The 25,298-nt window shown below is 49.9% G+C and carries 17 protein-coding genes; 6 read left to right on the top strand and 11 right to left on the bottom strand.

The window, feature by feature from the left end; translation table 11 throughout:
• Positions 1 to 62 precede the first annotated feature (62 nt).
• The 3 genes from ACO0LG_RS13830 to ACO0LG_RS13820 all read right to left on the bottom strand — a co-directional run bounded on the left by ACO0LG_RS13830 (position 63) and on the right by ACO0LG_RS13820 (position 4,738).
• Positions 63 to 2,861, bottom strand: a complete 2,799-nt coding sequence (locus ACO0LG_RS13830) for a TonB-dependent receptor (protein WP_423027219.1) — start codon at positions 2,859 to 2,861, stop codon at positions 63 to 65.
• Positions 2,862 to 3,398: 537 nt separating this feature from the next.
• A complete protein-coding gene (locus tag ACO0LG_RS13825; protein ID WP_423027217.1) occupies positions 3,399 to 4,265 on the bottom strand; it encodes a PhzF family phenazine biosynthesis protein in 867 nt (288 codons plus the stop codon).
• Between the two features lie 77 nt (positions 4,266 to 4,342).
• Positions 4,343 to 4,738: a hypothetical protein gene (locus ACO0LG_RS13820; RefSeq protein WP_423027215.1), complete on the bottom strand. Its 396-nt coding sequence runs from the start codon at positions 4,736 to 4,738 to the stop codon at positions 4,343 to 4,345.
• Positions 4,739 to 5,117: 379 nt separating this feature from the next.
• On the opposite strand from ACO0LG_RS13820, the gene ACO0LG_RS13815 reads away from it, so the two are divergent.
• The 3 genes from ACO0LG_RS13815 (at position 5,118) to ACO0LG_RS13805 (ending at position 9,175) form a co-directional block, all read left to right on the top strand.
• Positions 5,118 to 7,193, top strand: coding sequence for a TonB-dependent receptor plug domain-containing protein (locus tag ACO0LG_RS13815; RefSeq protein WP_423027213.1), 2,076 nt, complete (start codon positions 5,118 to 5,120; stop codon positions 7,191 to 7,193).
• 80 nt (positions 7,194 to 7,273) lie between these two features.
• Complete coding sequence (locus tag ACO0LG_RS13810; RefSeq protein WP_423027211.1) at positions 7,274 to 8,224, top strand: helix-turn-helix domain-containing protein; 951 nt, start codon at positions 7,274 to 7,276, stop codon at positions 8,222 to 8,224.
• A gap of 87 nt (positions 8,225 to 8,311) precedes the next feature.
• A complete protein-coding gene (locus tag ACO0LG_RS13805) occupies positions 8,312 to 9,175 on the top strand; it encodes a metal-dependent hydrolase (RefSeq protein ID WP_423027209.1) in 864 nt (287 codons plus the stop codon).
• A gap of 81 nt (positions 9,176 to 9,256) precedes the next feature.
• Here the strand turns inward: ACO0LG_RS13805 and ACO0LG_RS13800 are convergent, their stop codons facing one another.
• The 6 genes from ACO0LG_RS13800 to ACO0LG_RS13775 all read right to left on the bottom strand — a co-directional run bounded on the left by ACO0LG_RS13800 (position 9,257) and on the right by ACO0LG_RS13775 (position 16,796).
• Positions 9,257 to 10,582: a TolC family outer membrane protein gene (locus ACO0LG_RS13800; RefSeq protein WP_423027207.1), complete on the bottom strand. Its 1,326-nt coding sequence runs from the start codon at positions 10,580 to 10,582 to the stop codon at positions 9,257 to 9,259.
• A gap of 23 nt (positions 10,583 to 10,605) precedes the next feature.
• Positions 10,606 to 10,929, bottom strand: a complete 324-nt coding sequence (locus tag ACO0LG_RS13795; RefSeq protein WP_423027205.1) for a rhodanese-like domain-containing protein — start codon at positions 10,927 to 10,929, stop codon at positions 10,606 to 10,608.
• Between the two features lie 27 nt (positions 10,930 to 10,956).
• A complete protein-coding gene (locus tag ACO0LG_RS13790; protein ID WP_423027203.1) occupies positions 10,957 to 11,607 on the bottom strand; it encodes a protein-L-isoaspartate O-methyltransferase family protein in 651 nt (216 codons plus the stop codon).
• Between the two features lie 40 nt (positions 11,608 to 11,647).
• A complete protein-coding gene (locus ACO0LG_RS13785; protein WP_423027201.1) occupies positions 11,648 to 14,848 on the bottom strand; it encodes an efflux RND transporter permease subunit in 3,201 nt (1,066 codons plus the stop codon).
• 2 nt (positions 14,849 to 14,850) lie between these two features.
• Positions 14,851 to 16,005 (bottom strand): efflux RND transporter periplasmic adaptor subunit, encoded by a 1,155-nt coding sequence (locus ACO0LG_RS13780; RefSeq protein WP_423027199.1) that lies wholly within the window; start codon positions 16,003 to 16,005, stop codon positions 14,851 to 14,853.
• Between the two features lie 158 nt (positions 16,006 to 16,163).
• Complete coding sequence (locus tag ACO0LG_RS13775) at positions 16,164 to 16,796, bottom strand: TetR/AcrR family transcriptional regulator (RefSeq protein WP_422949358.1); 633 nt, start codon at positions 16,794 to 16,796, stop codon at positions 16,164 to 16,166.
• A 953-nt stretch (positions 16,797 to 17,749) separates the two neighbouring features.
• On the opposite strand from ACO0LG_RS13775, the gene ACO0LG_RS13770 reads away from it, so the two are divergent.
• On the top strand, positions 17,750 to 18,700 hold the full coding sequence (locus ACO0LG_RS13770; RefSeq protein ID WP_423027197.1) for a phospholipase A: 951 nt from the start codon (positions 17,750 to 17,752) through the stop codon (positions 18,698 to 18,700).
• A 211-nt stretch (positions 18,701 to 18,911) separates the two neighbouring features.
• Here ACO0LG_RS13770 and ACO0LG_RS13765 read toward each other — a convergent pair whose 3' ends face one another.
• A complete protein-coding gene (locus ACO0LG_RS13765) occupies positions 18,912 to 19,934 on the bottom strand; it encodes a LacI family DNA-binding transcriptional regulator (RefSeq protein WP_423027195.1) in 1,023 nt (340 codons plus the stop codon).
• 156 nt (positions 19,935 to 20,090) lie between these two features.
• Complete coding sequence (locus tag ACO0LG_RS13760; protein WP_423027193.1) at positions 20,091 to 21,680, bottom strand: tryptophan halogenase family protein; 1,590 nt, start codon at positions 21,678 to 21,680, stop codon at positions 20,091 to 20,093.
• 402 nt (positions 21,681 to 22,082) lie between these two features.
• Between ACO0LG_RS13760 and ACO0LG_RS13755 the strand changes: the two genes are divergently transcribed.
• Positions 22,083 to 24,512, top strand: a complete 2,430-nt coding sequence (locus ACO0LG_RS13755) for a TonB-dependent receptor (protein ID WP_423027191.1) — start codon at positions 22,083 to 22,085, stop codon at positions 24,510 to 24,512.
• A gap of 213 nt (positions 24,513 to 24,725) precedes the next feature.
• Positions 24,726 to 25,202 carry a cache domain-containing protein gene (locus ACO0LG_RS13750; RefSeq protein WP_423027189.1) on the top strand — a complete coding sequence of 159 codons (477 nt, stop codon included), beginning with the start codon at positions 24,726 to 24,728 and terminating at the stop codon, positions 25,200 to 25,202.
• Positions 25,203 to 25,298 lie beyond the last annotated feature (96 nt).

Genomic DNA, 25,298 nt, shown 5'->3' with positions numbered 1-25,298 from the left:
GCAGCACATGAGCCCCGCATTGACGACGATTGCGCTCGCGCAGTAAGATCGCAAACTGGTTCTTAGAACTTGTAGTTCAGGCCGAATAGATAAGTCCTGCCATACACAGTTTTATCTGTGATCTTGTTTGGATCAGTATCATATTGCTGGAACGGCGCATTGTTCCAGTTATTCGCTTGCGCCAGCAATGATAAACCTTTCAGGTAACCAGTCTGAAATTCATACGACACCTGGAAATCAACGATAGTTTCACCCTTGATAAAAGTCAATTGCTGATTATCCTGGAAGTCACTGACCTGGCCCAGGAAGTCAGAACGCTTACGTCCTGCTATCGCTATCTGGAAACCATTCTTTTCGTAGTACAGACGCAGATTGCTGACGCGTTTGGACAAACCTGGCAACGGGATATTTGCAGCACTGATATTTTGCGTACCAAAACCAAATGCAGGCAAGGTAATCTGACTCGACGTATCAGAGTGATTCACCATGACACCGAAGCCATCCAGCACGGGAGTGATCATGGAGAATGGAATATTCAGGGCGACTTCAAAGCCATGAATATTACCGCCTTCACCATTTTGTGGCGTCGTCAGCAAGCCGATAGTAGAACCTTGATATGGGCCAGTCAGAGGCAAAGGCGTGGTTGCACTGACAAAAGGTTTAAAGTCGAAAGTACGTGGTGCACGGTAGATATAAGTATCGAGCTGCTTATAGAAACCGGCAACGCTGAAATAACCTTTCTTGCCGAAATATTTCTCATAGGACAAATCGAAAGCCTTGGCGCTGAAAGGCTTGAGCTCAGCATTGCCACCAGTACCAGTGAGGATAGGGAAAGCACCGCCGGTTTTGACACCAAATTCCTGGCTGGCACGCAAATCATCCATGTTTGCTCGCGACAAAACTTTTGCCAGGCCTACACGCAAGAACTGTTCTTTACCCAGATCAAAAGAGACGTTAAGACTAGGCAGGAAATCAGAATAAGACTTGCCACCAGAGATAGTTTTGAATGGGCAGGTATCCACAGTGATGCCTGTGCACTTGGCCAGATCAACCTGATTGCCAGTCGATTGCTGGTTAGTATGAATGAATTGACCACCAAAATTACCACGGTAATTCAAACCCATTACCTGACCATCCAGATCACCCATCGCGTAGGCAGTCGTCACTTTTTCATTGACGGACCAGTCTTTTGCCAATACAGATGCATCAACCCAGCGCGCCAACTCATAAATCGAGCCCAAGGAACCATCAGGGTCAAAAGAGACTACTGGCAAACCAACTGTGCCCGCAGTTGCCACTGCACTGCCTGGTACCGCTGCAGAAGCATAACCACCACCGCCTTTAACGACCAGACGGCCTTCCTGACCAGTACGGGCTTTGTCACGCTCAGTGTAGTTAAGACCAAACTGGGCAGCGACGACAGGACCAAAACTCAGGTCACGTTTGGCGGTCAGACGTATGCTATTGACCTTGTCATTAATATCTGGCAAAGCCACGTATCCAGCTTGCGGCGTATTCGGTCCACCACCCCAACCGTCAACGTCAGTCAGTCTGGAGACATTGCGGTCAGAATAGTTCAGGCTGGTGGAGTACTTCACATCTGCAAAATTACCGCCATTAAAACCGGTATAAGAAATCGAACCCAGTGGCGATGCATCACCCGGCTGACCAGCTGTGGTTTCATAGCGTTTGCTATGCTTGACAGCTTTTGAATAAGACAGATCGGCTACTGCTGTCCACTCATCGAGTTTCATTTCATTATTCCAGCCTATCGACGTCAACTTGTCATCAGCGCTTTCCTTGTGATTGCGAACTACGCCTTTATAGTTACTGAAAGTACCCGCAGTCGCAACACCGTTGACGATGGTTGCATTGCTGAGTACGCCATCTGGATCATAACCGCCGGCTGAACCGGCAATTGCACCTTCCAGACCGGTTTTCTTCAGGCTGTTAGAACCAGCGGAATAAAACACGTCTACAGAAGATTTGAAGTTTTTATTTGGCTTGTATTGCAAAGTCAGAGAAGCGCCATCGCGGTTACTCTTGCTGACTTCAGTATCAGACTTGAATCCGCCCGGTGCCACAACTTTGGCGCCGTTATAATCGACTGTTGGCGCAAAGCCGCCCCATGAATCAAATTTTTGCTGGCCGCCGCCATCTTCCTTGAACTTGGTCAAGCCCAAAGACACGCCCAAAGTACGGTTGGCAAACTGGTCAACATAAGAGAAAGATGCGCGGTCACCGGTACCCTCTTCGGAGCCTGATTGTACGCCCGTGCGTTGCTTGCGGTAACTGGCAGCCAGTACACGCTTGCCAAAGTCCAGTGGCTTGAGTGTATTCAAATCAATAGTTGCTGCCAGGCCCTGGCCCACCAGTGCTGCATCTGGCGTTTTGTAGATCAATACAGAACCCATGAGTTCAGCCGGGAACAGGTCAAACTCGGGGCTGCGGGCATTACCTGTGGAAGCCTGTTCGCGACCATTGAGCAAAGAGCCATTAAAACTTGGCGACAAACCACGCACGCTGACGTCTGCTGCCTTGCCTGACGAACGGCTACGCTGTGCTGTAACACCAGGTAAACGGGCGATCGATTCTGCCACGCTGGCATCGGGCAGTTTGCCGATGTCTTCAGCAGAAATTGCTTCGACGATGGAATTGGAATTTCTTTTGATCGAGATGGCTTCTTCTATACCCTTGCGGATGCCTGTCACGACTACAGTATTGTTTGCTGCTTCTTGCGCAGTAGCGATGTCGGTCATACCAAATATCAATACCGCACATCCTGCCGCAACCGGGCTCAACTTAAAAGAAAAACGGTGCAGAGCTTCGCCCTGCCGACGCTTTTGCGTAGCTTGTTTCATGTAATGTCCCCTCACACTTTTATTTGACTTGCACTCTTTGAGTCACCGGACAGAAACCCAACATTTCAGCCCGGCAATCAGAACCCAAGGTTCCGAGGTGAATTTTGTACTAAAACTAGATTCAATGTCAAACGAAGACTACAAAAAACTACAAACAAAATACATGCACCATATAAGATCTCTATAGCAAGGCTAGCTCTACGCACTGAAATGTGTTGTGTATGCCCCACAAGCGAGCAAGAGAACAATGTAGTTAGACTACTTTATGTAATCGGACTACTTATTAAATTCGAGAACTTCGTTATATAAATCCGGCTGCGAGACCCAGCAAAGGCCATGGTTCCAGCAAAAAAACGATGCAGAGCAACTCCAAAGCGATGTTCAGATCAAAAAGGCAAGCTTGGGGGGGAACTGAATCTATCATGCCCATCTTGAGCAGTGACCGTTTCAACAGGCAAGTCAGGGGTGTTTTTTTAGCGCTGGGTCAGCCAGCTGGGTTGATGCCTCTGATCTGATATCAGGGCCAGATTCACGACTTTACACATAGAGTTCCCCCTTGGCGACCAGGCAAACTTGTCCATGCACCAGAACAGTTTCATCCTCGGCACTTACGTTCACATACAATTCACTAGGTCTGTGCACATAGGCACCCTGGGCAAAAATTTGCGTGTCGCCAGCCTGGGCACGCTGATGCTTGACCATATAGGCACCGGCAGGGCCGACCGCACTGCCAGTGGCGATATCCTCAAGTTTGCCTTCATTGTCCCAGGTACGCCCTTCCCGACGCTGTACATCCAGCACATAGACAAATTTTGCGTCCACGCTTGCCAGCAGGACTTCGAACTTCTCATGGCAGATGCGGGCCTTGTCTAGGTGTTGTTGTATAGGCACGATCAGATAGGGCAGACCTGTCGATACCACTTGCAGCGGCAAGTCTGCCACCTGGTCATGCGCATGCAGGTTCAGGGCCTTCAAGAAATTCTCGGCAACACTTGTGCTCAAGGGTTCGCCAAAACTGGCCTTGCCCTGGTTCATTTCAGCAAAAAAATTTCCATTCTCTTGTCTGCTGCTGGCAAATACACTGCGTTCATTCAGGACGAATTCAAATTCCGCAGTCTTGCTCTCGGGTTGATATCGCTGATGCAGGCATGCTGCCGCGCCGATGATGGGGTGACCGGCAAAACCCAGCTCTTCTTCCATGGTAAAAATATGGGTACGCCACCTGTCATGCCCTTCCAGCTTTTGCAGGAAGATACTCTCGAACTGCCGCATTTCCCGAGTCATCGCCTGCATCATATAGGCTGATAAGGTCTGCTCCAGCATGAAGATACTCAGGCCATTGCCCGCCAGCGTTTGCTTGGCAAAGACATCCACCATGGTAAATGGAAAAACCTGTTTTTTCATTTTTTGCTCCCTTAGGGTATCAGCCTGAATTCTACTGAAACCAGTATAGGCAAAAAACTTGAGCGCAGAGCAAAATGTCAGGTGGCTTTCTTTTGCTGTTGTCGACGCCAGTGTCTGCCATAAAGATGCAGCCCAGCCATGGGCAACAAGAACCAGAAGATGCCATTGGCGATCACACTTGCCTGTGTGAAATTGAAATGATAGTGATAGCCAGTACTATCAATATAGACAGCCATATACGGAAAACCGGCAAACCAGCCTTCACCAGCAATGTTGGGATAAGGCAGCAACATCCAGAAGGTTCCTAGCCATGATGCCAGCCCCAGCAGTAATCCTGCCAGCAAGCTGCCATAACAGAGTTTTTTCCAGTTTTTGGGCCCCTTGCCTGACAGCGATAGAAGCACGCTGCTACACAAACAGTAAATCCCGGCCAGTACCAGCAAGCTGGCAGCCACAACGATAGTGATAAGCATGATCTGTCCAAGCATAGAAAAGATAAGCGAATGAGCATGATAGCATCTGCTTTTTGCTTTTTCATGATTCATTGCCTCGCTGTACAAGCGCTTTGTTAACAGCAATTCACCTCCGCACATATTCACCGCCTCCCCCTCAATAGTCAGTTTGAAGAAGCATCCAGGCATTCATCTACAAATTATCATTCTGTAAAACGACAAACTCAAAAACGATGCGGCATTCCCGCCACACTGCACACCTAAAGACTTGTTAAGCATTGATACTTTCGACTCCAAGCCACAGAAATCGGTGACAGCCTTTACCGGCAGATTTATGATGAGTGCATTAAAGCAATGTCTGCCCCAAGGAGGAATGATGTACTTGCCGCCGCACACAGCCATGCTGACCGCTATCCTATTGTCATTTTCACTAGCAGCCCATGCCAGCGCCGATAATACCGAAGAAGACGATGATCTGAAGGCCGTCTATGGCGACAAGCTGACCGTCAGTATTGCCACGGGCAGCCAGAAATCCTTGCGTCTGGCTCCAGCCGTCACCAGTGTCATCACGGCAGCGGATATTCGTGCCATGGGCGCGACTGACCTTGATCAGGTACTTGAAACAGTGGCGGGCATGCATGCAGAAAAAATCGGTGCCAACAATTTTTCTGCCTATGTATTACGCGGCATTATCAATGAACTCAATTCACAAATTCTGGTATTACAGAACGGCGTACCGATGACCGTACTGCTGACCGGGAACAGATCGCGCCTGTGGGGCAGCTATCCCTTGCAACATATCTCCCGCATAGAAATCATACGAGGGCCTGGCTCAGCCTTATATGGCGCAGATGCGTATAGCGGCGTCATCAATATCATCACCAAAACCTCTGCAGAGATACAGGGCACGCAATTTGGCATTTCCGCCGGTTCATTTTCTACCCGTGATGTCTGGATACAGCATGGTGGCAAACTGGGCAACGTGGATGTCGCTGCTTATTTTCGGGCTGGCAAAAGCGCTGGTAGCGCAAATATCATCACTGCCGATGCACAAACCGGGCTGGACCGCGTATTTGGCACCCATGCCAGCCTGGCACCCGGCCCCTTGAATAATGGTCACGATGCAGTGGATGCCCATCTTGACCTGAGTTATGAAAAATGGCGCTGGCGCAGCAATTTCATCCTGCGCGATAACATAGGTACCGGGACGGGTACTTCTTCAGCACTTGACCCTAGCGGTAAATTAAAAAGCCAGCGCCTCACGTCAGATTTGTCCTGGAGCGATAATCATATCGGCCGAGACTGGGGCATGGGCTTCAATATGAGTTATTCGCAGTACCTGCAACGCCTGCCTTCGCCCCTGGTTTTGTATCCTGCGGGGGTTACTTTTCCCACCGGTAATTTCCCCGATGGGATCATAGGCGCACCCAATACTTCAGAACGACAATTACGTACTTCTGCCTATGCCGTGTATTCAGGCTGGCGTGACCACCAGCTACGTGTCGGTGTCGGGCATGATGATCTCAACATGTATGACACCTATGAATTCAAGAATTTCCTGATCACCCCGGCAGGCTTGCCGCAACCAGCGGGTGCGGTACAAACTTACACGGGTGCGCTGGCATTTCTGGAGCCGCACCGCCGCAAGGTAGATTATGTGTATGCCCAGGATGAATGGCAATTCGCGCCAGACTGGAACCTGACGGCAGGTATCCGGCATGACAACTACTCTGATGTCGGCAGCACCACCAACCCGCGCGTGGCGCTGGTGTGGGAAGCGGCGTATAACCTGACAACCAAACTCCTGTATGGCCAGGCTTTCCGCGCTCCCTCTTTTAACGAGCTTTACAGCATCAATAATCCTGCACAACGCGGCAACCCGTCCATACAACCCGAGAGCATCAAGACGCTGGAGGCTGCCCTGATATGGCAGGCACGCAATGATTTGCAGGCAAAACTCAATATCTTCAAGTTCAGGATGAAAAACCTGATACGTACCGTGCCAAATGCGATCAAAGGCACAGGCAGCTCCTATGCCAATACCAATAGCCAGGAAGGGCATGGCATGGAAACCGAGTTGAACTGGCAAGCCAGCCGTCAGTTGCGGGTGAGCGGCAACTACAGCTATCAGGTCAATACTGATCAAGTCACCAATCAGGATGCGGGCTATGCGCCGCACCACCATGTCTTTGCCCGCGCCGACTGGCAATTTGCGCAAGACTGGTTATTGAGCCCGCAATTCAACTGGGTGGCAGGACGCAAGCGCACCGTTGGTGACCTGCGCCCACCAGTGGCAGACTATAAGTTGATGGACCTCAGCCTGCGTACCAACGCAGGCGCCTGGGAAGTGTCTGGCGGCATCCGCAACCTGATGAATGTCGATGCGCGCGAGCCCAGCTTTGCTCCTGGTAGTATCATCAATGACATACCCCTGCCAAAACGCAATTTCGTCTTGCAAGTCATGTATAAAATGTGATCGCCAGGCTGGCCCATGTCAGCGGCAGATAAGGGCGCCGCTACCTTTCATCTGCATGAAATAGTGGAGAAGCAAAGGCTTTGGGTAAAATAGCGCCTGGCTCAGTATCAGCCGACTACCAGGCGACTACCAGGCGACTACCAGGCAACTACCAGACGACCATCAGGACTACCTTGCACACCCCTATCAATTATCAGGTTTTTCCTTCCCTTCCCAAACTGTCCCCTTTGGTTATGCATATCATGACTGTAGAGCTGGATGGCTGTGAGGCATTCTTGCCTGCCACTTTATGCCCTGCCATCATGCTGTTTGCCCGCGGTGGTGGCGTGGTGGTGCAGGCTGATCAGGCTGAGCTTGTCGCTGAACGCTTTTTCTTGCGCGGCCCTTTCATGGAACCCATGCATGTGCGATATAAACCCAGGACTCTGGCCTTATCAGTGTGTTTCCGTCCCGGCATGCTGCAACAGGCCATGGGCATCAATGTCGCAGGCATTGCCGGTAATGTCCTGCCTTTTCATGAACTGGTCAGTGCAAAACGTGTTCAGGCTTTCTTGCAGGCGCTTGATGATATTCAGGATATCAGTGCGATCGTTGCCCTGTTTCAGGAGTTCCTGCTCGAAGTGCTGGATCACAAGCCCAGGAGCAGCATGGGTGCGGCATTTCTGGCCGCACACAAAAAAATCTTTTTCCCGTTACTCGAATTATCTGACTATTTTGGCATAGGGCAAAGACAGTTAGAGCGCAGGGTACGCGAGAACTTTGGCGTGACCCTGCGTGATGTCCGGCGCATAGTCAGGTTTGGCTTTTCCCTGCCCCATATCATCAGGCCTGACGTTGCCTGGGGTGATCTGACCCAGATTGCTCAGGATACCGGTTACTACGATCAAGCCCACATGCACAGGGAATATGTAGAACTGGCAGGTATACCACCGGCGCAGCTCAGGCAAAAAATCAGCGCCCGCGATCCTGCATACTGGATTTATCTGATGCCGGATGACGATTTCAATAAACTTTTTTTATTGATCGATTGACGGGCCGGTACAAATTTGACGCCTTGATACAATTACAGATACGACTGATTATTTAGACTGTTTTTCATGACCAACATGAGAAACATGATGAATATGAGCCCGCAAGAAAACAGCCCAAATAGTCCTCGAAAGCCACTGCAAGTACGTCAATTGAAAATTGATTTATCCCAGGGTTTTTCACGCCACTGGCTGGGAGGCGATGCCTTCCGTACCCATTTATACAATGCCCAGTCCTACAGTTTTCCTTTGGGTGAGCAATACTTCATCGACAGCGTCAGGGCAGCTCTGCCTATGCTCAAGGATGAACAATTAAAAGAGGAAATCAAAGGATTCATCGGCCAGGAAGCCAGCCACCGTCATATTCACATGCAATATAATCAACAACTTGATGCCCAAGGCTTGAGTTATTTCCTGGAAGGCTATGTGGCCTGGCGCATACGCACGGCAGCCATGCTCAGCGTGCAGAGCAATCTTGCCATCACCATGGCCTATGAACATTTCACTGCCATTTTTGCCGATGGTGTTTTGAGTGAACCCTGCTGGATCGGTGATGCAGAAGAACCGCTGAAAACCTTGTGGACCTGGCACTCCATAGAAGAGACTGAACACAAATCTGTCGCCTTCGATAGCTACCTTGCATTAGGCGGTGGTTATTTCCGTCGCATCGCCTGGTTCCTGTATGTGAGCATGCTGTTCAGTGTTGATACGACTGTGCAGACCATGCATTGCCTGTACAAGGATGGCCAGTTATTCAAACCAAAGACCTGGTGGCAGGCACTCAGATATTGTCTGCGCCCTCGTGGCCTGTTGTGGTTTTCACTGCCGCATGTCCTTGCTTATTTCAATCCTGGTTTTCAACCCTGGGAACGCAAGAACCTGCACCTGACTGAGCAATGGCTGGTAGAACAAAGCAATACATATCGCGAAATAGGCAAACCCGCACAAATCTGAAAAGCATACGCACAAATAAAAAACTCGCTGAATATATATTCAGCGAGTTTTTTATCACAAGGATGAATCCAGAAGAATAGCTTAGTGCTGCAACAAGGCATTCACTTCTGCCAGATCATCTTCTTTCAAAGTGCCAGCGGCTGATTTCAAACGCAGGCCATTCAAGATAGTGTCATAGCGCGCTTTCGCCAGAGTCTGACGTGTGGTGTACAACTGCTGCTGTGCATTCAACACGTCGATGTTGATACGCACACCAACCTGATAACCAAGCTTGTTGGAATCCAGTGCTGACTGGCTGGAAATTTCTGCAGCTTCATAAGCCTTGACCTGCGCCAGGCCAGAAGTTACGCCAACAAAAGCCTGGCGTGCACCTTGTGCGGCTGAGCGACGGGTAGTTTCAAAATCACTGCGTGCTTTTTCTTGCAGGGCAACCGCTTCTTTGACGCGACTATCGACAGAAAAACCTGCGAAGATAGGAATATTCCATTGCACACCGATTTGCGTTGTCTTGGCTACGCCGGTCAGGTTAGGATTAGTGGCACCAGCATTGGATGTACGGCCAGTGCTCGCGACCAGATCAACAGTAGGATAATGACCGGCACGGTTTCTTTCAACTTCGCGCTTGGCAACTTCAATCGCCACTTGTGAAGCCACGACATTGAAATTTTGTTGTTCAGCAGAAGTCACCCATTGATCAATTATTGCCGGTTGTGGCTCATTGAGTTTAACGCCTGCTCTCAACTGTGCCAGTTCACCTGCTTCCTTGGCGATGATTTGTTGCAAGGCAGCGCGCTTGACTTGCAAATCACTTTGGCCTGCATATTCCTGTGCTGTCACCAGATCGTAACGAGCTTGCGCTTCGTGCGTATCGGTAATGGTGGACGTGCCAACTTCAAAATTGCGTTTGGCAGAAGCCAGTTGTTCAGAGATGGCACTTTTTTGTGCAAGCAGGGTCTCAAGGGTGTCTTGTGCGGCCAGTACATCAAAATAGGCTTGGGCTACGCGAATAATCAGATCCTGCCTGGACTGCTCGAACAAAGCCTGGTTGATGACCAAAGACAATTTGCTTTGTTCATAGGTTTGCCAGTTGCCCCAGTTGAACAGGGGTTGCGACAATCCCAGTGTCCAGGTATTGGTCACGCCGGTAAATGAACGGCTGCCGCTGACGACGTCATTTTCTGCTTCAGTGCGTGCTTTACCGTCACTGCCTTTCAGAGCGATACCGGGCAACAGACCTGCGCGGCCTTGCACAGGTTTTTCCTGTGCAGCAGTCAGGCTGGCACGGGCACTTGCGTACTGCGCATCATTTGCCAGAGCATCCTTGTAGATTTGCAGCAAATCAGTTGCATTTGCATTCAAAGTCAAGAAAGCAGAGGCCAGCAGTGTGGCAAGAATAGGATTACGCATGTAAGGCTCCGAAAAAAAGTGAATTAATAAGTGGGCATACCCGTATCGACTTGTTGTGCCCATGCATGCACACCACCAGTCAGATTAATTGTTTGGGTAAAACCCTGACGCTCTAAAAAATTTGCTACCTGCATACTGCGCCCGCCGTGATGGCAAATGCAGACGATTACATCATCCGGCTCCAGTTCTTGAAAACGGGCCGGCACTGTCTGCATAGGCATCAGTTGCACACCGGGGATATGACAAGTCTCATACTCCCAAGGTTCCCGTACATCGAGTAAAACCGGGGCTTTTCTACTACTATCGTTGAGCCATTGCGCCAGCTCTGTTGCAGTCATGTTTTCCATACCATGTTCTCCGTCTTCTGTTCAGGATTACAGGCTGAAATGCGACACCGGCTTGGCACCTGCAGCAGGCTCCACCACCGTTTCAAACAAGTTTTTCTTGTTCACTGCAGTTGCAGAAGTGCGCGTAAATAATTGCGCTGTCAAAGCTGGCAGTTGCCCTACGAAAGCCAGCAAACGGCCACCCACATTCAATTGCTGTTGCAGATGTTCAGGCAGTTCTTCCAGGCCGCCAGCGATGACGATGGCGTCGTAACTACCCGTATTTTTATCGCTGAAAGCATCAGCCAGAACCACATCCACATTGCTGACATGATTGCGGTGCAAGTTACTGGTCGCCAGTGCATGCAAGACTTTGGATGATTCCAGCACAGTGACGTGACGGGCAGAATAAGCCAGCAATGCGGCCAGATAACCTGTGCCTGCGCCGACCAGCAAGACGTTTTCCTGCTTCTTCAACACCAGCTCTTGCAAAATACGCGCTTCCAGCTTGGGCGTCATGGCCTTGCTGCCATCCGGCAAAGGCAATTCGGTATCAAAAAACGCCAGGCTTTTTTGTTCTGCCGGGAAATACTCTTCGCGTTTAACCACAATCAGCATATCCAGTACTTCCTGGCTCAACACATCCCAAGGGCGAATTTGTTGTTCTATCATGTTGAAGCGTGCTTTTTCGATATTCATTTCTATACTCGATTGCAAAATTGATGGAAACGGCATTTTATCAAAGCACTTGGGTAGATTGACGATTACCGCGCCATTTTTGCGTCATCCACAAGCCCAAATCATCCAGATAGGTATAAATCACCGGTACAACGACCAAAGTCAGCAATGATGAAGTGATAATCCCGCCTATCACAGCCTGCCCCATCGGTGCGCGTTGCTCGGAACCTTCAGACAAGGCAAATGCCAGCGGGACCATGCCAAATACCATCGCCAGCGTCGTCATCAGGATGGGGCGCAGGCGTACATGGGCAGCTTCCAGCAGGGCTTCCATACGGTCCATACCATCTTTTCTTGCCTGATTGGCAAAATCTACCAGCAAAATCGCATTTTTGGTCACTAATCCCATCAACATGATGAAACCGATGATGGAAAACATATTCAGCGTAGAGCGGAAGAACATCAAAGCCAGGAAAACACCGATCAAAGTCATGGGCAAGGCCGACATGATGGCTATGGGCTGCAAGAAGCTGGCAAATTGTGACGCCAGGATCATGTAGATGAAAATCACTGCCAAAGCCAGCGCCGACAGCGCGTAGCCAAAGGATTCTGTCATGTTCTTGGTGGCCCCACCCATCTTGTAGCGGTAACCGGGTTGCCATTGCATGCCATCCAGTACTTTTTTAACTTCAGCACTGACTTCACCGGCAGAACGGCCAACCACATTGGCAGACAACTCCACTTCGCGGTTCAGGTCACGGCGGTTGATCTGGTTAGCACCCGTCGATGGTTTGATGTCTGCCACCTGACGCAAGGGCACCATTTTTGGTGAGCCGTCTGCATTGGTTTGTGTACTGCTCAGCATCAGCCGCGATAAGTCTTCAGCATTATTCCTGTCATTTGGCGACAGACGCACGGTGACATCATAGTTTTCATCATCCGGTGCACGCCAGGTGGTGGCAATTTCCCCTGCCAGCAAAGGCCGCAAAGCGCCACCTATCTGGGCCACGCCCACACCCAGGTCTGCACCAATATCGCGGCGCGGTTGCACCGAGATCGTTGGCTTTTGTGCTTTGAGGCTGGAATCCAGATCAACCAGCCCAGGGATTGCGCGCAATTTCGCCTGCACCTGTTCAGATAATTTACCCAGCTCATTCAGGTCACTGCCCTGCAAACTGAAGCGCAGATTTTTGTTATCGCCCCCTACGCCATCCAGCGCACCGATATGCGTGACGGTAATACCAGCAATCTGGCTCAGGCGATTACGCAAAGGCACTGACATCTGGCTGGTAGTTCTGGCCCTGTCCTTGCGTGGCACCAGACGGACAAAAGTGCTGACATAATTCTTGCCCTGTGCCGAGCCGGTATTGACCGTGCTATAGGTATCAAGCACTTCCGGGAATTCCTTGATCACAGCCTCAACCTGATGCACCTTGGTTTCTGTCAGCTCCAGTGATGAACCTACTGGCGTATAAAAAGTCACACCCGTTTCAGAATAGTCAGCTTGTGGTACAAATTCTGAACCGATCAGACCTGTACCAGGTATTGCCAGACCAAGGAAAAAAGTCAGCGCTGCAATCAGCAAAGTCTTGATACGGTGCTTGAGCGACCAGCACAACATCACTTGATAGCCACGCGAAAACCATTGCACACCGCGCTCAAACTGTTCCAGCACGCGCCCTATGCTGTTCGCATACCAACCCTTGCGAATGGATTTGCCGTTTTCATCTACAGTAGGATGACCATGTGCATCCGGGTCTGGCCAGATCGATGACAACATCGGGTCCAGCGTGAACGACACGAACATGGAAATCAAAACAGCGGCTGTGACGGTAATACCAAACTGGTGGAAGAAGCGACCGATAATGCCGCCCATAAAACCGACAGGCAAGAACACGGCAACGATGGAAAAGGTCGTCGCCAAAACTGCCAGGCCTATCTCTGCCGTACCTTCCAGCGCCGCCGTGTAATGATCCTTGAACTTGCCATTGACCTTCATGCCAGCATGCCGCACGATGTTTTCACGGACCACGATCGCATCATCAATCAGCAAACCCACGCACAGCGACAAGGCCATCAGGGTAATCATATTGATGGTAAAGCCAAACATGTCCATGAACAGGAAGGTGCCTATCAAGGCCACCGGCAAGGTCAGACCAGTGATCACAGTAGAGCGCCATGAGTTCAGAAACAGGAACACGATCAGCACTGTCAGTGCGGCACCTTCGATCAGGGTGCGGCGCACATTCTCTACCCCCACACGTATCTGGCGCGAGCCGTCCTTGATCACCTGTACTTTGACACCCGGATATTGCGCCTGTAATTGCGGCTCCAGCGCCTTTAACGCTTCGGCCAGGCCATCTGCCACTTCTATGGTGTTTTGCCCCTGTGCTTTCAGGATGTCAAGGGCAACAGTGCGCTGGCCGTTGTACAAAGCCAGACTCTCTTGTTCTTCCTGTCCATCAATGACACTGGCTACCTGTGACAGTAACACGGGCTGGCCGCCACGACGAGCCACGATGATGCGGCCAAAGTCTTGCGGGTTCTGGATGCGACCCTGTATCTGCACAACCTTTTCATTGTCGAGCGCACGAATGGCACCGGTAGGCAATTCCTGGTTTTCATTGCGTAGGGCATTGATGACTTGATCTACCCCCAGGCCTAACGATTCCATTTCACCCGGCTTGAGGTAAATCTTGATCTCACGCTTGACACCACCGACCAGAGTAACGGAGCCGACACCGCGCACATTTTCCAGGCGCTTCTTCACCAGTTGATCACCAATGGTGGTCAACTCACGGAAATCACGCTTCTTGATCTTCTCGTCATTAGTTACCGAGACCGAGAAGATGGGTTTGTCAGAAGGATCATAACGCGTCACCCTGGGCTCTTTGACCTCCTTGCGAAAGCCCGCCTTGATGAGTGCCACTTTTTCACGCACATCTTGCGCTGCCTGTGCCGGATCAACTGTCAGGTCAAATTCCAGAATGACGACAGAAGTGCCTTCGTAAGAACGCGAAGTCAGGGCGCTGATGCCATTGATGGTATTGACGGTTTCTTCAACCTTGCGGGTAATGTCGGACTCTATCGTCTCAGGTGCGGCACCAGGATAATCGGTCTGGATCACCACCACCGGGAAAGTAATATCGGGGAACTGGTCTACCCGCAAGCGCTTGTATGAGAACAAACCCAGTACCACAAAGGCTACCATCATCATGGTCGCCAGCACTGGATTGCCTATGCTGATACGTGTGAACCACATGATTACACCTTGCCTGTCGTGGTAATCATCTTCACAGCCACGCCTGCACGCAGGCGGCCCAGATTGGCTTTGACTATCTTGGCTTGTGGTGCCAGGCCAGACGCTATCTCCACCACAGGCTTGCCCTGGCTTTCACCACGCAGGCCCAGTTTGACGGGTTTTTGTTGCAAGACATTGTTTTCTATCGCATAAACGAAAGCCTGTTCACCTTCGTACTGTATGGCAGTTTCAGGCACGGTGAGCACTTCGGATTTTTTATCAACGACCAGTTGTGCTTCGCCAAACATGCCTGCCCGCAAAATGGTATCAGGATTGGCGACCTGTACATAGGCCATGATGGAGCGTGAACCTGCTGTGGTGGCCGGGTTGATGCGCACCACCTTGCCATCGACAGCCGCTGGTACGCCTTCTATTTTCAGTTGTACAGGCTGGCCGATTTTAATGCTGGCAATATCTTGCGTAGGCACAGGTGCTTCCATTTCCAGCATGCGTAAATCGACGACATCGAGCAAGCGGTTATCTGGCGAAATTTTTTCGCCCGGTTGCACCATGCGGTTACTGATCATTCCAGAGATCGGTGCGCGTATGACGGTATCTGCCAGCGCTTTTTGCGCAACATTCAGCGCGCCCCTGGCGCTGTCTATATTGGCAAGCGCGATGGCATATTGGCTGTTGGTATTGTCATAGGCATTTTTGGAGATGAAACTTTTTTCCAGCAGGGCTTTGTTATTGTCGCGCGCCAGGCGGGCTATTTCCATTTGCCCCTGGGCAGCGGCTAAAACACCTTTGGCCTGCTCTAGTCGCGCCAGATAATCACTGCTGTCCATCTTGATCAGGATTTGGCCAGCCTGCACGGCTTCACCTTCACGCACCAATACCTCGGTAATATCACCAGCTACTTTGGCTTTGACCGCAGCCTGGTTGATGGCCCGCAGAGCACCGGACAAAGCCAGGAGTTTCCTGACTTCGGCATTGCCCACTTCGACGATATCAGCAGGTAAAAATTCCAGTACTGCCGGTGATGATTGCGTGCCCACGGCGGCGGCACTTGCCGATACGGGCGCGACCTTACCCTGAGATTTTTTCTTTATCAGTATCACGCCCGCAGCCACTAACAGCACAACGGCAATGATCCAGAAAGTCTTGCGTTTTAACATGCTTGTTTTCCAAAAAGTAATGGTTTCATGGCCTGGGCTAAGATGGTAAATAAACTATCCAGGTCGTAAAAAACCCTGACTTTAAAGCCTGACACAAGGTAAGGGTCAAGCAACGCATGCAATTCGACAAGAAAGTAACAAATAAGCAGCAAATAAAGCTATTTTTTCAACAACAAACTATGTAAAGACAACTCTATGTAGTGTTCAAGATAAGTGTCGAGCTTATCTGGCTCTATATTGCACACCCCTTGAGAATGCTTCCAGATCATCATCATGATCATGGGGGCAATCAGTATCCTCGCATCAATCTCCACATCAACACTGCGTATCTCACCACGGGCCATGCCGCGCTTGAGCATGGTCATGACCAGGTTTTCACCACGGTTGATGACCTCTTCCTGGTAAAACCTGGCAAGCTCAGGGAAATTCCCGGCTTCTGCCATCATCAGTTTGGGTAAGCCAGACAATTTGGTATTGCCTATGCTACCCCACCAGGTCTTCATGATCAGCCGGAACAGCTCTTCACTATTGCCTTCAAACTGTTCAATCACACTTTCTGCTTCACCAATCAGGGGAACTATACTTTCCCTTACCACCGCCTTGAACAGCTCTTCCTTACTGGAAAAATACAGGTACAAGGTACCCTTTGAGACACCGGCAGCGCGCGCCACGTCGTCCAGACGTGTTGCAGCGAAACCGCGCTCTACGAATAAATCGAGGGCAGCAGCGAGTAATTCTTGCGGGCGGGCATCCTTGCGGCGCTCCCACTTGGGCTTAAAAGGGCATAGCATAATATTAACAACTCAAATTAACTTACTTTTGAGTCAGTAATATAGTCCGCGCCCAGTCCAGCGTCAAGATAAACACTTGTTGCGTCCGAATAAAGCCATGAACGAAACAATAAATTCTTAAATATCAAGCTATAGTCAAACCATAACGCCTTGAGCCACGCCTTGAACAATCGCCAGAATGCAGTTGAGCATTCAAAGATGTATATTAAGCAACCATAATTAAAAGCCATTGCACATATAAGCAGATGAGCAGGCTTTGAAATTTTTGCCATACCTGAATTCCCTGGACCTGTAGCTACTTTGCCAAGCTGCTTCGATTATTACAATCGCCATGCGACAGGATGCAAAATTAAGTAGATCAAACATAAGAATTTTGGAACAGGCTGCTGATAGATAACCGCCGACCTTTAGCAAATACAAAAAAAGCCTGTGAATTTGCGAGAAAATTTATTCGCCAAAACTTCTTGAGGCAGTCGATTATTTTTTTGATTTATTTTGCATTAGCAGGCAGGACAGCCCCATGTTGTGGATTTTTTCCACATTGACCGCTTCTTCGACCGCTTCTATCAGCTTGTCGCCATCATTGATTTTTGCCTCAACTTCGGCAACGAATGCGGAAAGCGGTCGAAAGGACTTCGTTCAAAATAAATCACGAATTCAAATTTAGATCTGCCTGCTTTTGCGCGTTCAATTCTGTGCATTCAATTATGCAGCCAGCAATTAGCCAGAGTTCTGTTTGTTACCGAACATACCATTTGATGAAGCCCGTTTATCCTTGTCAACAATAAAACAAGCACGTCGACTGGTTAGCTTAACCACGCGATGTGTTACCGACTCGCATCTTGACAATTAAAGCACTTATGCCCGCTCACCTCAAAAAAATAATATTACCTCTGTTCATACTTTCGCCTGCGCTATATAGCCAGGCACAGGCTAGCGAGACGGAACAACAGATGCTGCGTTGTTCCGTGCTCGGCGATGCGAGTGTCCGTCTTAGTTGCTTTGATGCCCTCGCCAAGGCATCTACCCCTGTAGAGGCTGACAAACCAATTGCCAAGGCAGAGGCTCTGCAAGAGACAGTCGCGCCTGAAAAGCCACCAGAAGCTGCCCCAGAAATGTCGCGCATGGTGCAACGCTGGGAGCTCGATGAAGCATCCAAGCGCGGTAAATTCGTATTTCGGCCTCATCATGATAATTATCTGCTGGTGGCAAATTACAGCAATGCCTCGAACGATGAACCGTTCAAGAACTTCACACCTTCCGGCGTCAAGTCCAAGCATGTGGAATTGACTTATCAACTGAGCATGAAAATGAAACTGGCTGAAGAAGTGGGTAGCTCGCCTGTTGATCTGTGGGTGGCCTACACACAGCAAAGTTTTTGGCAGGCGTATAACCGCAGTGCATCCAGCCCTTTCCGCGAGACCAATTACCAGCCAGAAGTCATGGCAATGATCCCTGTCAATAAAAGTATAGGTGATTTCAATATCCGATACCTTAATTTTGGCCTGGTACATCAGTCTAATGGTCAGACCTCGACTTTATCACGCAGTTGGAACCGCATCTATGCCGAGTTGGGTGTTGAACACGGCAATTTCTCATTCAGCACAAGACTCTGGCGTCGTCTCGATAACGCCAGGTCAGATAATGACAATATTGATATCGTTGATTACATGGGGCATGGCGACATACATGCCACTTATCGCGAAAAAGGCGGGCGCGAATTTTCCCTGACCGCACGCCGCAATTTCAATACCGGCCATGGTGCAGTGCAAGCCAGCCTCGCTATGCCTATTACGACCAATCTAAAAGCGTATTTCCAAATGTTCTCGGGATATGGTCAGAGCCTGATTGATTATAATTATTCGCAAAAATCAATAGGTGCGGGATTCATGGTTGATTTCTGATTGCTTTGATTAGGGTCTATTGTTGCTGCTTTCATCCTTGTCAGCTGCAAAAATGAATGCTGATGTAACCGAAGCTTTTCAAGAATGTCAGGCGTGCATGGACGCAATAGAGAATGGCGCGGCGCGGCTATACATTATTGACAGATGAGCAAGCATGCCAGCATATCTTTTACCTGTTTTACAGGCGCAAAGATATGTCTAGCAGCCTTCCTTAACGCATCCGTCTGGTGGTTTCCCTGGCAATCAATTCCAGTCCAGGCAAGCTGGTATCGACTTCATTACCCGCTATCAGGGCCAACAAGGTCCTGGTGGCGAGTAAACCCATGTCATACAAGGGTTGGTGGATAGTGGTCAGCGGTGGGGTTGTATATAGTGAGCTCGGCAAGTCATCGAAGCCTATCAGGGAGATATCTTCCGGCACGCGTATTCCCTTGCGATACAGACCCAACCTGACACCATAGGCAGAAAGATCGTTGGCAGCAAACACGGCGCTGAATTGTTGCTGGGTTTCCAGCAAGCGGTTAATTGCCAGCAAACCACTGGCTTCGTGGAAATTGCCTTCAGCTACCAAGCTTTTCTCAAATGGGATATTGGCTTCACGCAGGGCATTTTGATAACCCTCTTGCCGCTCCGCAGCATCTGTATTATTTGCCGGCCCGGTGACAAAGGCGATGCGCCGGTGACCCAACTCTATCAAATGCCGGGTTGCCAGATAAGCGCCATGGACATTGTCGAGCTTGAAGCCGACCGCAGTCTTGCTATTCAGGCTGCGGCCTGTTGCAACAATGGGTTTGTCTAGAGCGAATTCGAGCACTTTCTTGTCAGCGATACGGCCAGACAGCAGGATAATGCCATCCACTTTGCGTGCCAGCAAAAGCTTGATGCGGGCAGCCTCTTCATCTGCATTCCAGTGTCCGCTAACAATCACAGATGCATAGCCTGTGCCTTTCAAGCCATCATCCACTCCATGCAGTGTTTCATCAAAGAAGGGGCTGGAAATATCCTGCACAACGATGCCTATGGTCATGGAGCGACCACTTTTCAGCCCCTGCGCCAACTGGTTGGGCTCGAATTTCATTTCTGCAATGGCAGTTTCGACTGCCTTGCGCTTGTCATCAGAGACCTTGGCAGTGCCATTCAGGATACGCGATACCGTGCTGGGTGATACCCCAGCCTCACGCGCAACATCCAATAAGGTGACTGGTTCGTTTTTTCTTTTCGTTCTCTCAACCACGCAATGCCTTCCCAAGCTGGGTAATAATTTATTTTAGTATTGACAACTTGCATTCACAGTTTAGTGAAAAGCTTTTCACAATTAGCATAACATGGATTTTTGTGCATGCGCTTTGGTTTTACCTTGCCCACCATAGAAGCATAGTATTGAACGCCATCAAGCCCGTTGCCTTGCCAGCGCAGGAGGAAGCGGAGACGCCGCCCTGCACAAGTGCTCAACCAATTTTCTATGGTCGGGCAAATCTGCGAGGGCACGCTGGGCCATCTGGGCAATCATCTGGAATTCCTGAACAGCTTCCTGCTCTTGCGGATAGACGAATTTATTATTCGCCATATCGGTCTGAAATTCCATGCCATACAAAACGAATTGCCAGCTCGATGGCGGATACATTTCCAGATCAGCGACAAAGTCCATGCGGTGTGGCGGGCGGCAGCTCCACATCTTCAGCTTTTCCTGTAGGCTCTCAGGGATGGAGGCCGTATCCCGGTTATCTCGCCAGAATGCAGAATCTGTTCTTTGGCTCAGGCTGAAATGCATTTTGACAAAATCAACAACGCGCTCATAGCGCGCTTTCATGTGTTGATTAAACTGAGTCGCCACTGCATTAAACTCACCATTGAATGGGAACAGATAAGTCAGCAAATACGCTGCTGTTTCTATCAAGCCTATGCCTGATGATTCCAGCGGTTCTATGAAACCACCCGACAAGCCTATGGCCACACAGTTCTTGATCCATTGGGTTTCACGGTAACCAACATTGAGTTTCAATAATCTGGGTGTCATACCATCTGCCGCAGGGCCTATGTACTGACGCAAGACTTGTTCCGCCCTGGCTTCGTCCGTGTGCCTGCTCGAAAAGACATAACCTATGCCGCGCCTTTCCTGCAAACCTATATCCCATATCCAGCCGGCTTCCTGCGCACTGGAGATAGTGTAAGAAGGTATGGGCGCATCTGGCTTTGCATAAGGTACCTGCAAGGCCACGGCACGATCTACAAACAACACATCATTCAATGACTTGAATGGCGATCCCAGTGCCTTGCCTATCAGGCCGGCACTAAAACCTGTGCAATCGATAAACAAATCTGCTGCCAGCACCTGACCATCACGCGTATGTACTGCAGCAATGGCACCGTCGCCCTCGTCATCCAGTTGTGCATGCTCTACGGTGCCGATTAGCTGCTTCACCCCGAGTGATTGCCCGTGCTCAGACAATAATGCCGCCAGACGACCAGCATCGAAATGGTAGGCATAGTTCATTGGCCCCAAAAAGTCTTTGTCGGCAAATCTCTTGGGCCCGCGTGAAGCGTCCGCTATGCATTTCTGCATGGTCACTGCATCCGCAAAAGATGGCTGTTTATCTTCAAGCGCAGCCAACCCTTTCAGCCAGTAAGGTAGTAATTCTGGTCCACGCTGGCTTGGGTGACTGAAGGGATGAAAATAATGATCAGCACCAGGGCTACCAGCTGGCCTGACCCAGTGATCAAAACGTATCCCCTGCTTGAAGGTAGCGTGACATTCCTTGATGAAGCGCGACTCATCGATACCTATCGCCGCCAGCGTACCGCGTATCGAAGGAAAGCTGCCCTCACCAACGCCAATAATGCCTATGTCTTTTGACTCTACCAGGCGTATCTGTATGTCCTCTCCCTTTTTGGAAGATGACAGGTGTTTAGCCATGAAACACGCAGTCAGCCAGCCGGCTGTTCCACCGCCTACGATCAATACATTTTTTACGGCTTTCATTTGAGCAAGCTCCTCAGGTTGAGCGAAGGTCCAGAGTAAATAGCATGGTGTGCAGTGATGTTTCGGCAGCAATTTCTATTACACCGTCGTCAGACAATAACAGTGGCAGCGGCAGGCAAAACGCAATGAAAACAAGCTGCTAGCCGACAGCAATGTCCTGTCGATCGCAAACAAAATTCGGGATGCAGGCAACAAACTGCACTGCGGTTTTCGCCTCAATCCGACTTATATTACAACATTTTGAAAACGTTATCATTTTATGTTTGACACAGAATTCAAGTTTTATGTATTATGAAAACGGTTTCAAAAGTAAATCAAAGAAACACCAATAAGAAAACGTTTTCAAAAACGTCATGGTTTAATCAAATTAAAAAAACCAATCCAACCTGTAACAGGAGACATATGAAAATCCGCAATCTTGCGACTCGGAAGGTCGCTATCACACCTATACAACTGGCGATCATTACCATGATCACCAGCATGGGTGCTGCCCACGCGCAAACACAAGCGCCTGCTCCAGCACCAACAAGCTCCAGCCAAGCCAAGGCAAATAGCGAAAGCACGACCATTTCTGAAGTGATCGTCACGGGCACCAAACGTGCCACGTCATTGCAAAAAACCCCGGTAGCGATCACCGCAATCAATGCTGCTGCGCTGGAAGATGCCCATGTACAAAACGTGCAGGACGTGGTTAATCTGGTGCCAGGCTTCCAGGCCACCGGCCAGGGTGATCACGGCGTCATCACAATGACCATGCGTGGCATAGGCAACGACAGTGCTAAAACTGAGTACGCCGATCCTGAAGTTGCCTTGTTTATCGACGGTATCTATGCACCTCGCCCTGAAGGCGCAACCTCCCTGCTGTTTGACCTGGAGGGCATAGAAGTATTGCGCGGCCCGCAAGGTACTTTGTGGGGGCGTAATGCCACAGTTGGCGCGGTCAATATGCAAACCGCCAAACCAAAAATAGGCGAAAGTTCTGGCTCGGTGGAAGGTGGCCTGGGCAGTTACAAACGTTTTGGCACCCGTGGCGCATTCAATATCCCGGTCAGCGATGAAATGGCGCTGCGCTTTGCCTATGCGCATGAGAAACATGATGGTTATGTCGATTATCAGGCACCAACCATGCTGTCCATCGATAGCCAGAAAGCTGCGTTTGCCACCTACCTCAAAAATGGTGGCACGGTAGTTCCCTTCCAGCCCATCAACTATGCCTTGTTTGTGCAGGATGGCCCCAAGTATGGTGCACAAGACCAGACAGCGGCACGTATCAGCATGTTGTGGAAACCTAACGCTGCCACCAAGATCGATTTGTCGTATGAGAAGTTCATAGACCGTGGCACGCCATCAATGAACCTGCTGCAAACGCCACGTCCGGGACAAAACCATTGGTCGGCCCTGATCGATACAGCACCGTTTTCAGAGCGCGATAGTGATGCCATTCGTGGCCGCATAGAATATGCGGTAGCCAAGGACATGCAACTGACTTATATCGGTGGCTATTCCAAGTTCAGTGGATCATCCCGCTTTGACCAGGACGGTGGTGCCAATGCACCAACCAGCTTCACCTCTGGTGGCAGCATGCAGGCCAACAATACTGTTTCGTCCAACTATAAAAACTTCAGTCATGAGGTGGAACTGCAATCCACAGGCACGCGTGATGTAGATTGGCAACTGGGTTTGTACTATGGTTCTGAAACCAATGACATCCGTTTTGATATTCCTATCCTGAATGGTACTTACCAAGGCACGGTGGGCTGGCAAGGTTCGTTCATCCAGCCTAAAGAAACAGTGGAAACAGCAGCAGCGTTTGGCCAGGCGACATGGAACGCCAGCAATGACACGCATATTACTGGCGGCCTGCGTTACACCCAGGACAAACGCACGAATGTCGATGGACGTGGCTATGGCTTTTCAGGCAAGCCTGAGCTGAGCCAGGCGGCCATTACACCGAATGTCAATCCAGCTTCTGCCAATTCCAACTTTGCGCCCTACTCTTTCAATGATGGCAGCTACAGCGGCAACAAGGTAACAGGCTTGCTGCGCGTCTCGCATGACATCGACAAAGACAATATGGTGTATGGCAGCATCTCCACTGGCTACAAATCTGGCGGTCTGCAAGATGGCGGTAAAACCTATGGCCCAGAAACTTTGACCAACTTTGAACTCGGCAGCAAGAGCACTTTGCTGGGTGGTGCAGTCAGATGGAATAACGCCCTGTACTACGGCAAGTTCAAGGACTTCCAGTTCAGTGCGCCAGTTACTGCGCCGGACGGCACGCGCGGCTTGCAGACATCCAATGCCGATGGTGCAACCGTGTATGGCTTTGAATCTGAGCTGGCAGCGAAGCTGAGCAAGGATGACAAGTTGCAAGTCACTATCGCTCTGGCCAAGGCCACCCTCGGCAACCTGGTAGGCGGCTCGAATGACTATTCCCTGCCTGCATGCAAAATCCCGGGCATCAGCAATTGCCTGGATGTATCTGGCAATACCATGCCGCATACACCCAAGTTCTCTGCCCAGGTTTTGTATCAGCATACCTTCCATTTGAATGAAGGCACGCTGACACCACGCATCAGCCTGCATTACGAGACTGAAACCTGGCTCAGTGTCTTCAATTATGGTGACGGTGACAAACAGGAAGCCTATTCCCGCGCTGATCTGGGCTTGCGCTATCAATCAACGGGCAAATCCAGTTGGTATGCAGACTTCTTTGTGCGCAATGTTGGTGACAACAAAGTCAAGACCAGTGCCATGAATGCCAATGGACCATGGCAAGCGCAGTACTTGCCACCACGCACCTTCGGCGTCAATGTGGGTATAGATTTCTAAGCACATAGATCCAAACTGGCAATACATGCCCCGGGCCACGCAAGTGGCCCGGGGATTTTCTTTGTCCGCCCGGAAAACAGACGTTTTAGCATTGTTTAACACAAGTGCAAATCGCAAACATTGCATTACGTAAATTCATCATTAAAATGAATTTTGGCTAATCAACTCAAAGCTCCCCCTTTTCCATATATTTTTTAACAACAGGAGATCAAGATGCGAAGAATGTTTATTAAATCCTTGCTTGCGGTTGCTGGTTTTTCCATGCTGGCACTGAGCCAGACCTCTGCTGCTGCAGACAAGGGTAGTGCCGATGAAGCAATCGCCCTGGTGAAAAGAGCCTCTGCTTACCTCAAAGAAAATGGCAAGGACAAGGCCTATGCTGAATTCAATAATCCTACCGGTCAATTTGTCGTCAAGGATTTATATGTTTTTGTGTATAACATCAATGGTGACGGCATCAACCGCGCTCATGGAGCGAATGCTAAGATGGTGGGCAAGAATTTGCTGGAATTAAAAGACGCCGATGGCATGCCCATCGTCAAGAGTTTTCTCGATGTTGCCAACAGCAAAACCGGTCATGGCTGGGTCGATTACAAATGGCCTAATCCGACAACCAAGCAAATGGAGCACAAATCAACCTACATCGAGCGCGTGGGCGATGTCTTGATAGGCTGCGGAATTTATAAGTGATGCAAAAGTAATACAGTAGAACAAACTTGCAAAGGCGCTGCTTGCGCCTTTGCAAAATCTACATTAAGACAGGTATTTAATCGTGCCGGGAATACC

This window comes from Undibacterium sp. Ji42W (assembly GCF_049340405.1).
Taxonomy (GTDB): domain Bacteria; phylum Pseudomonadota; class Gammaproteobacteria; order Burkholderiales; family Burkholderiaceae_D; genus Undibacterium.
Note: the sequence above shows the minus strand (reverse complement) of the source record. Positions and strands in the feature narration are given on the sequence as shown.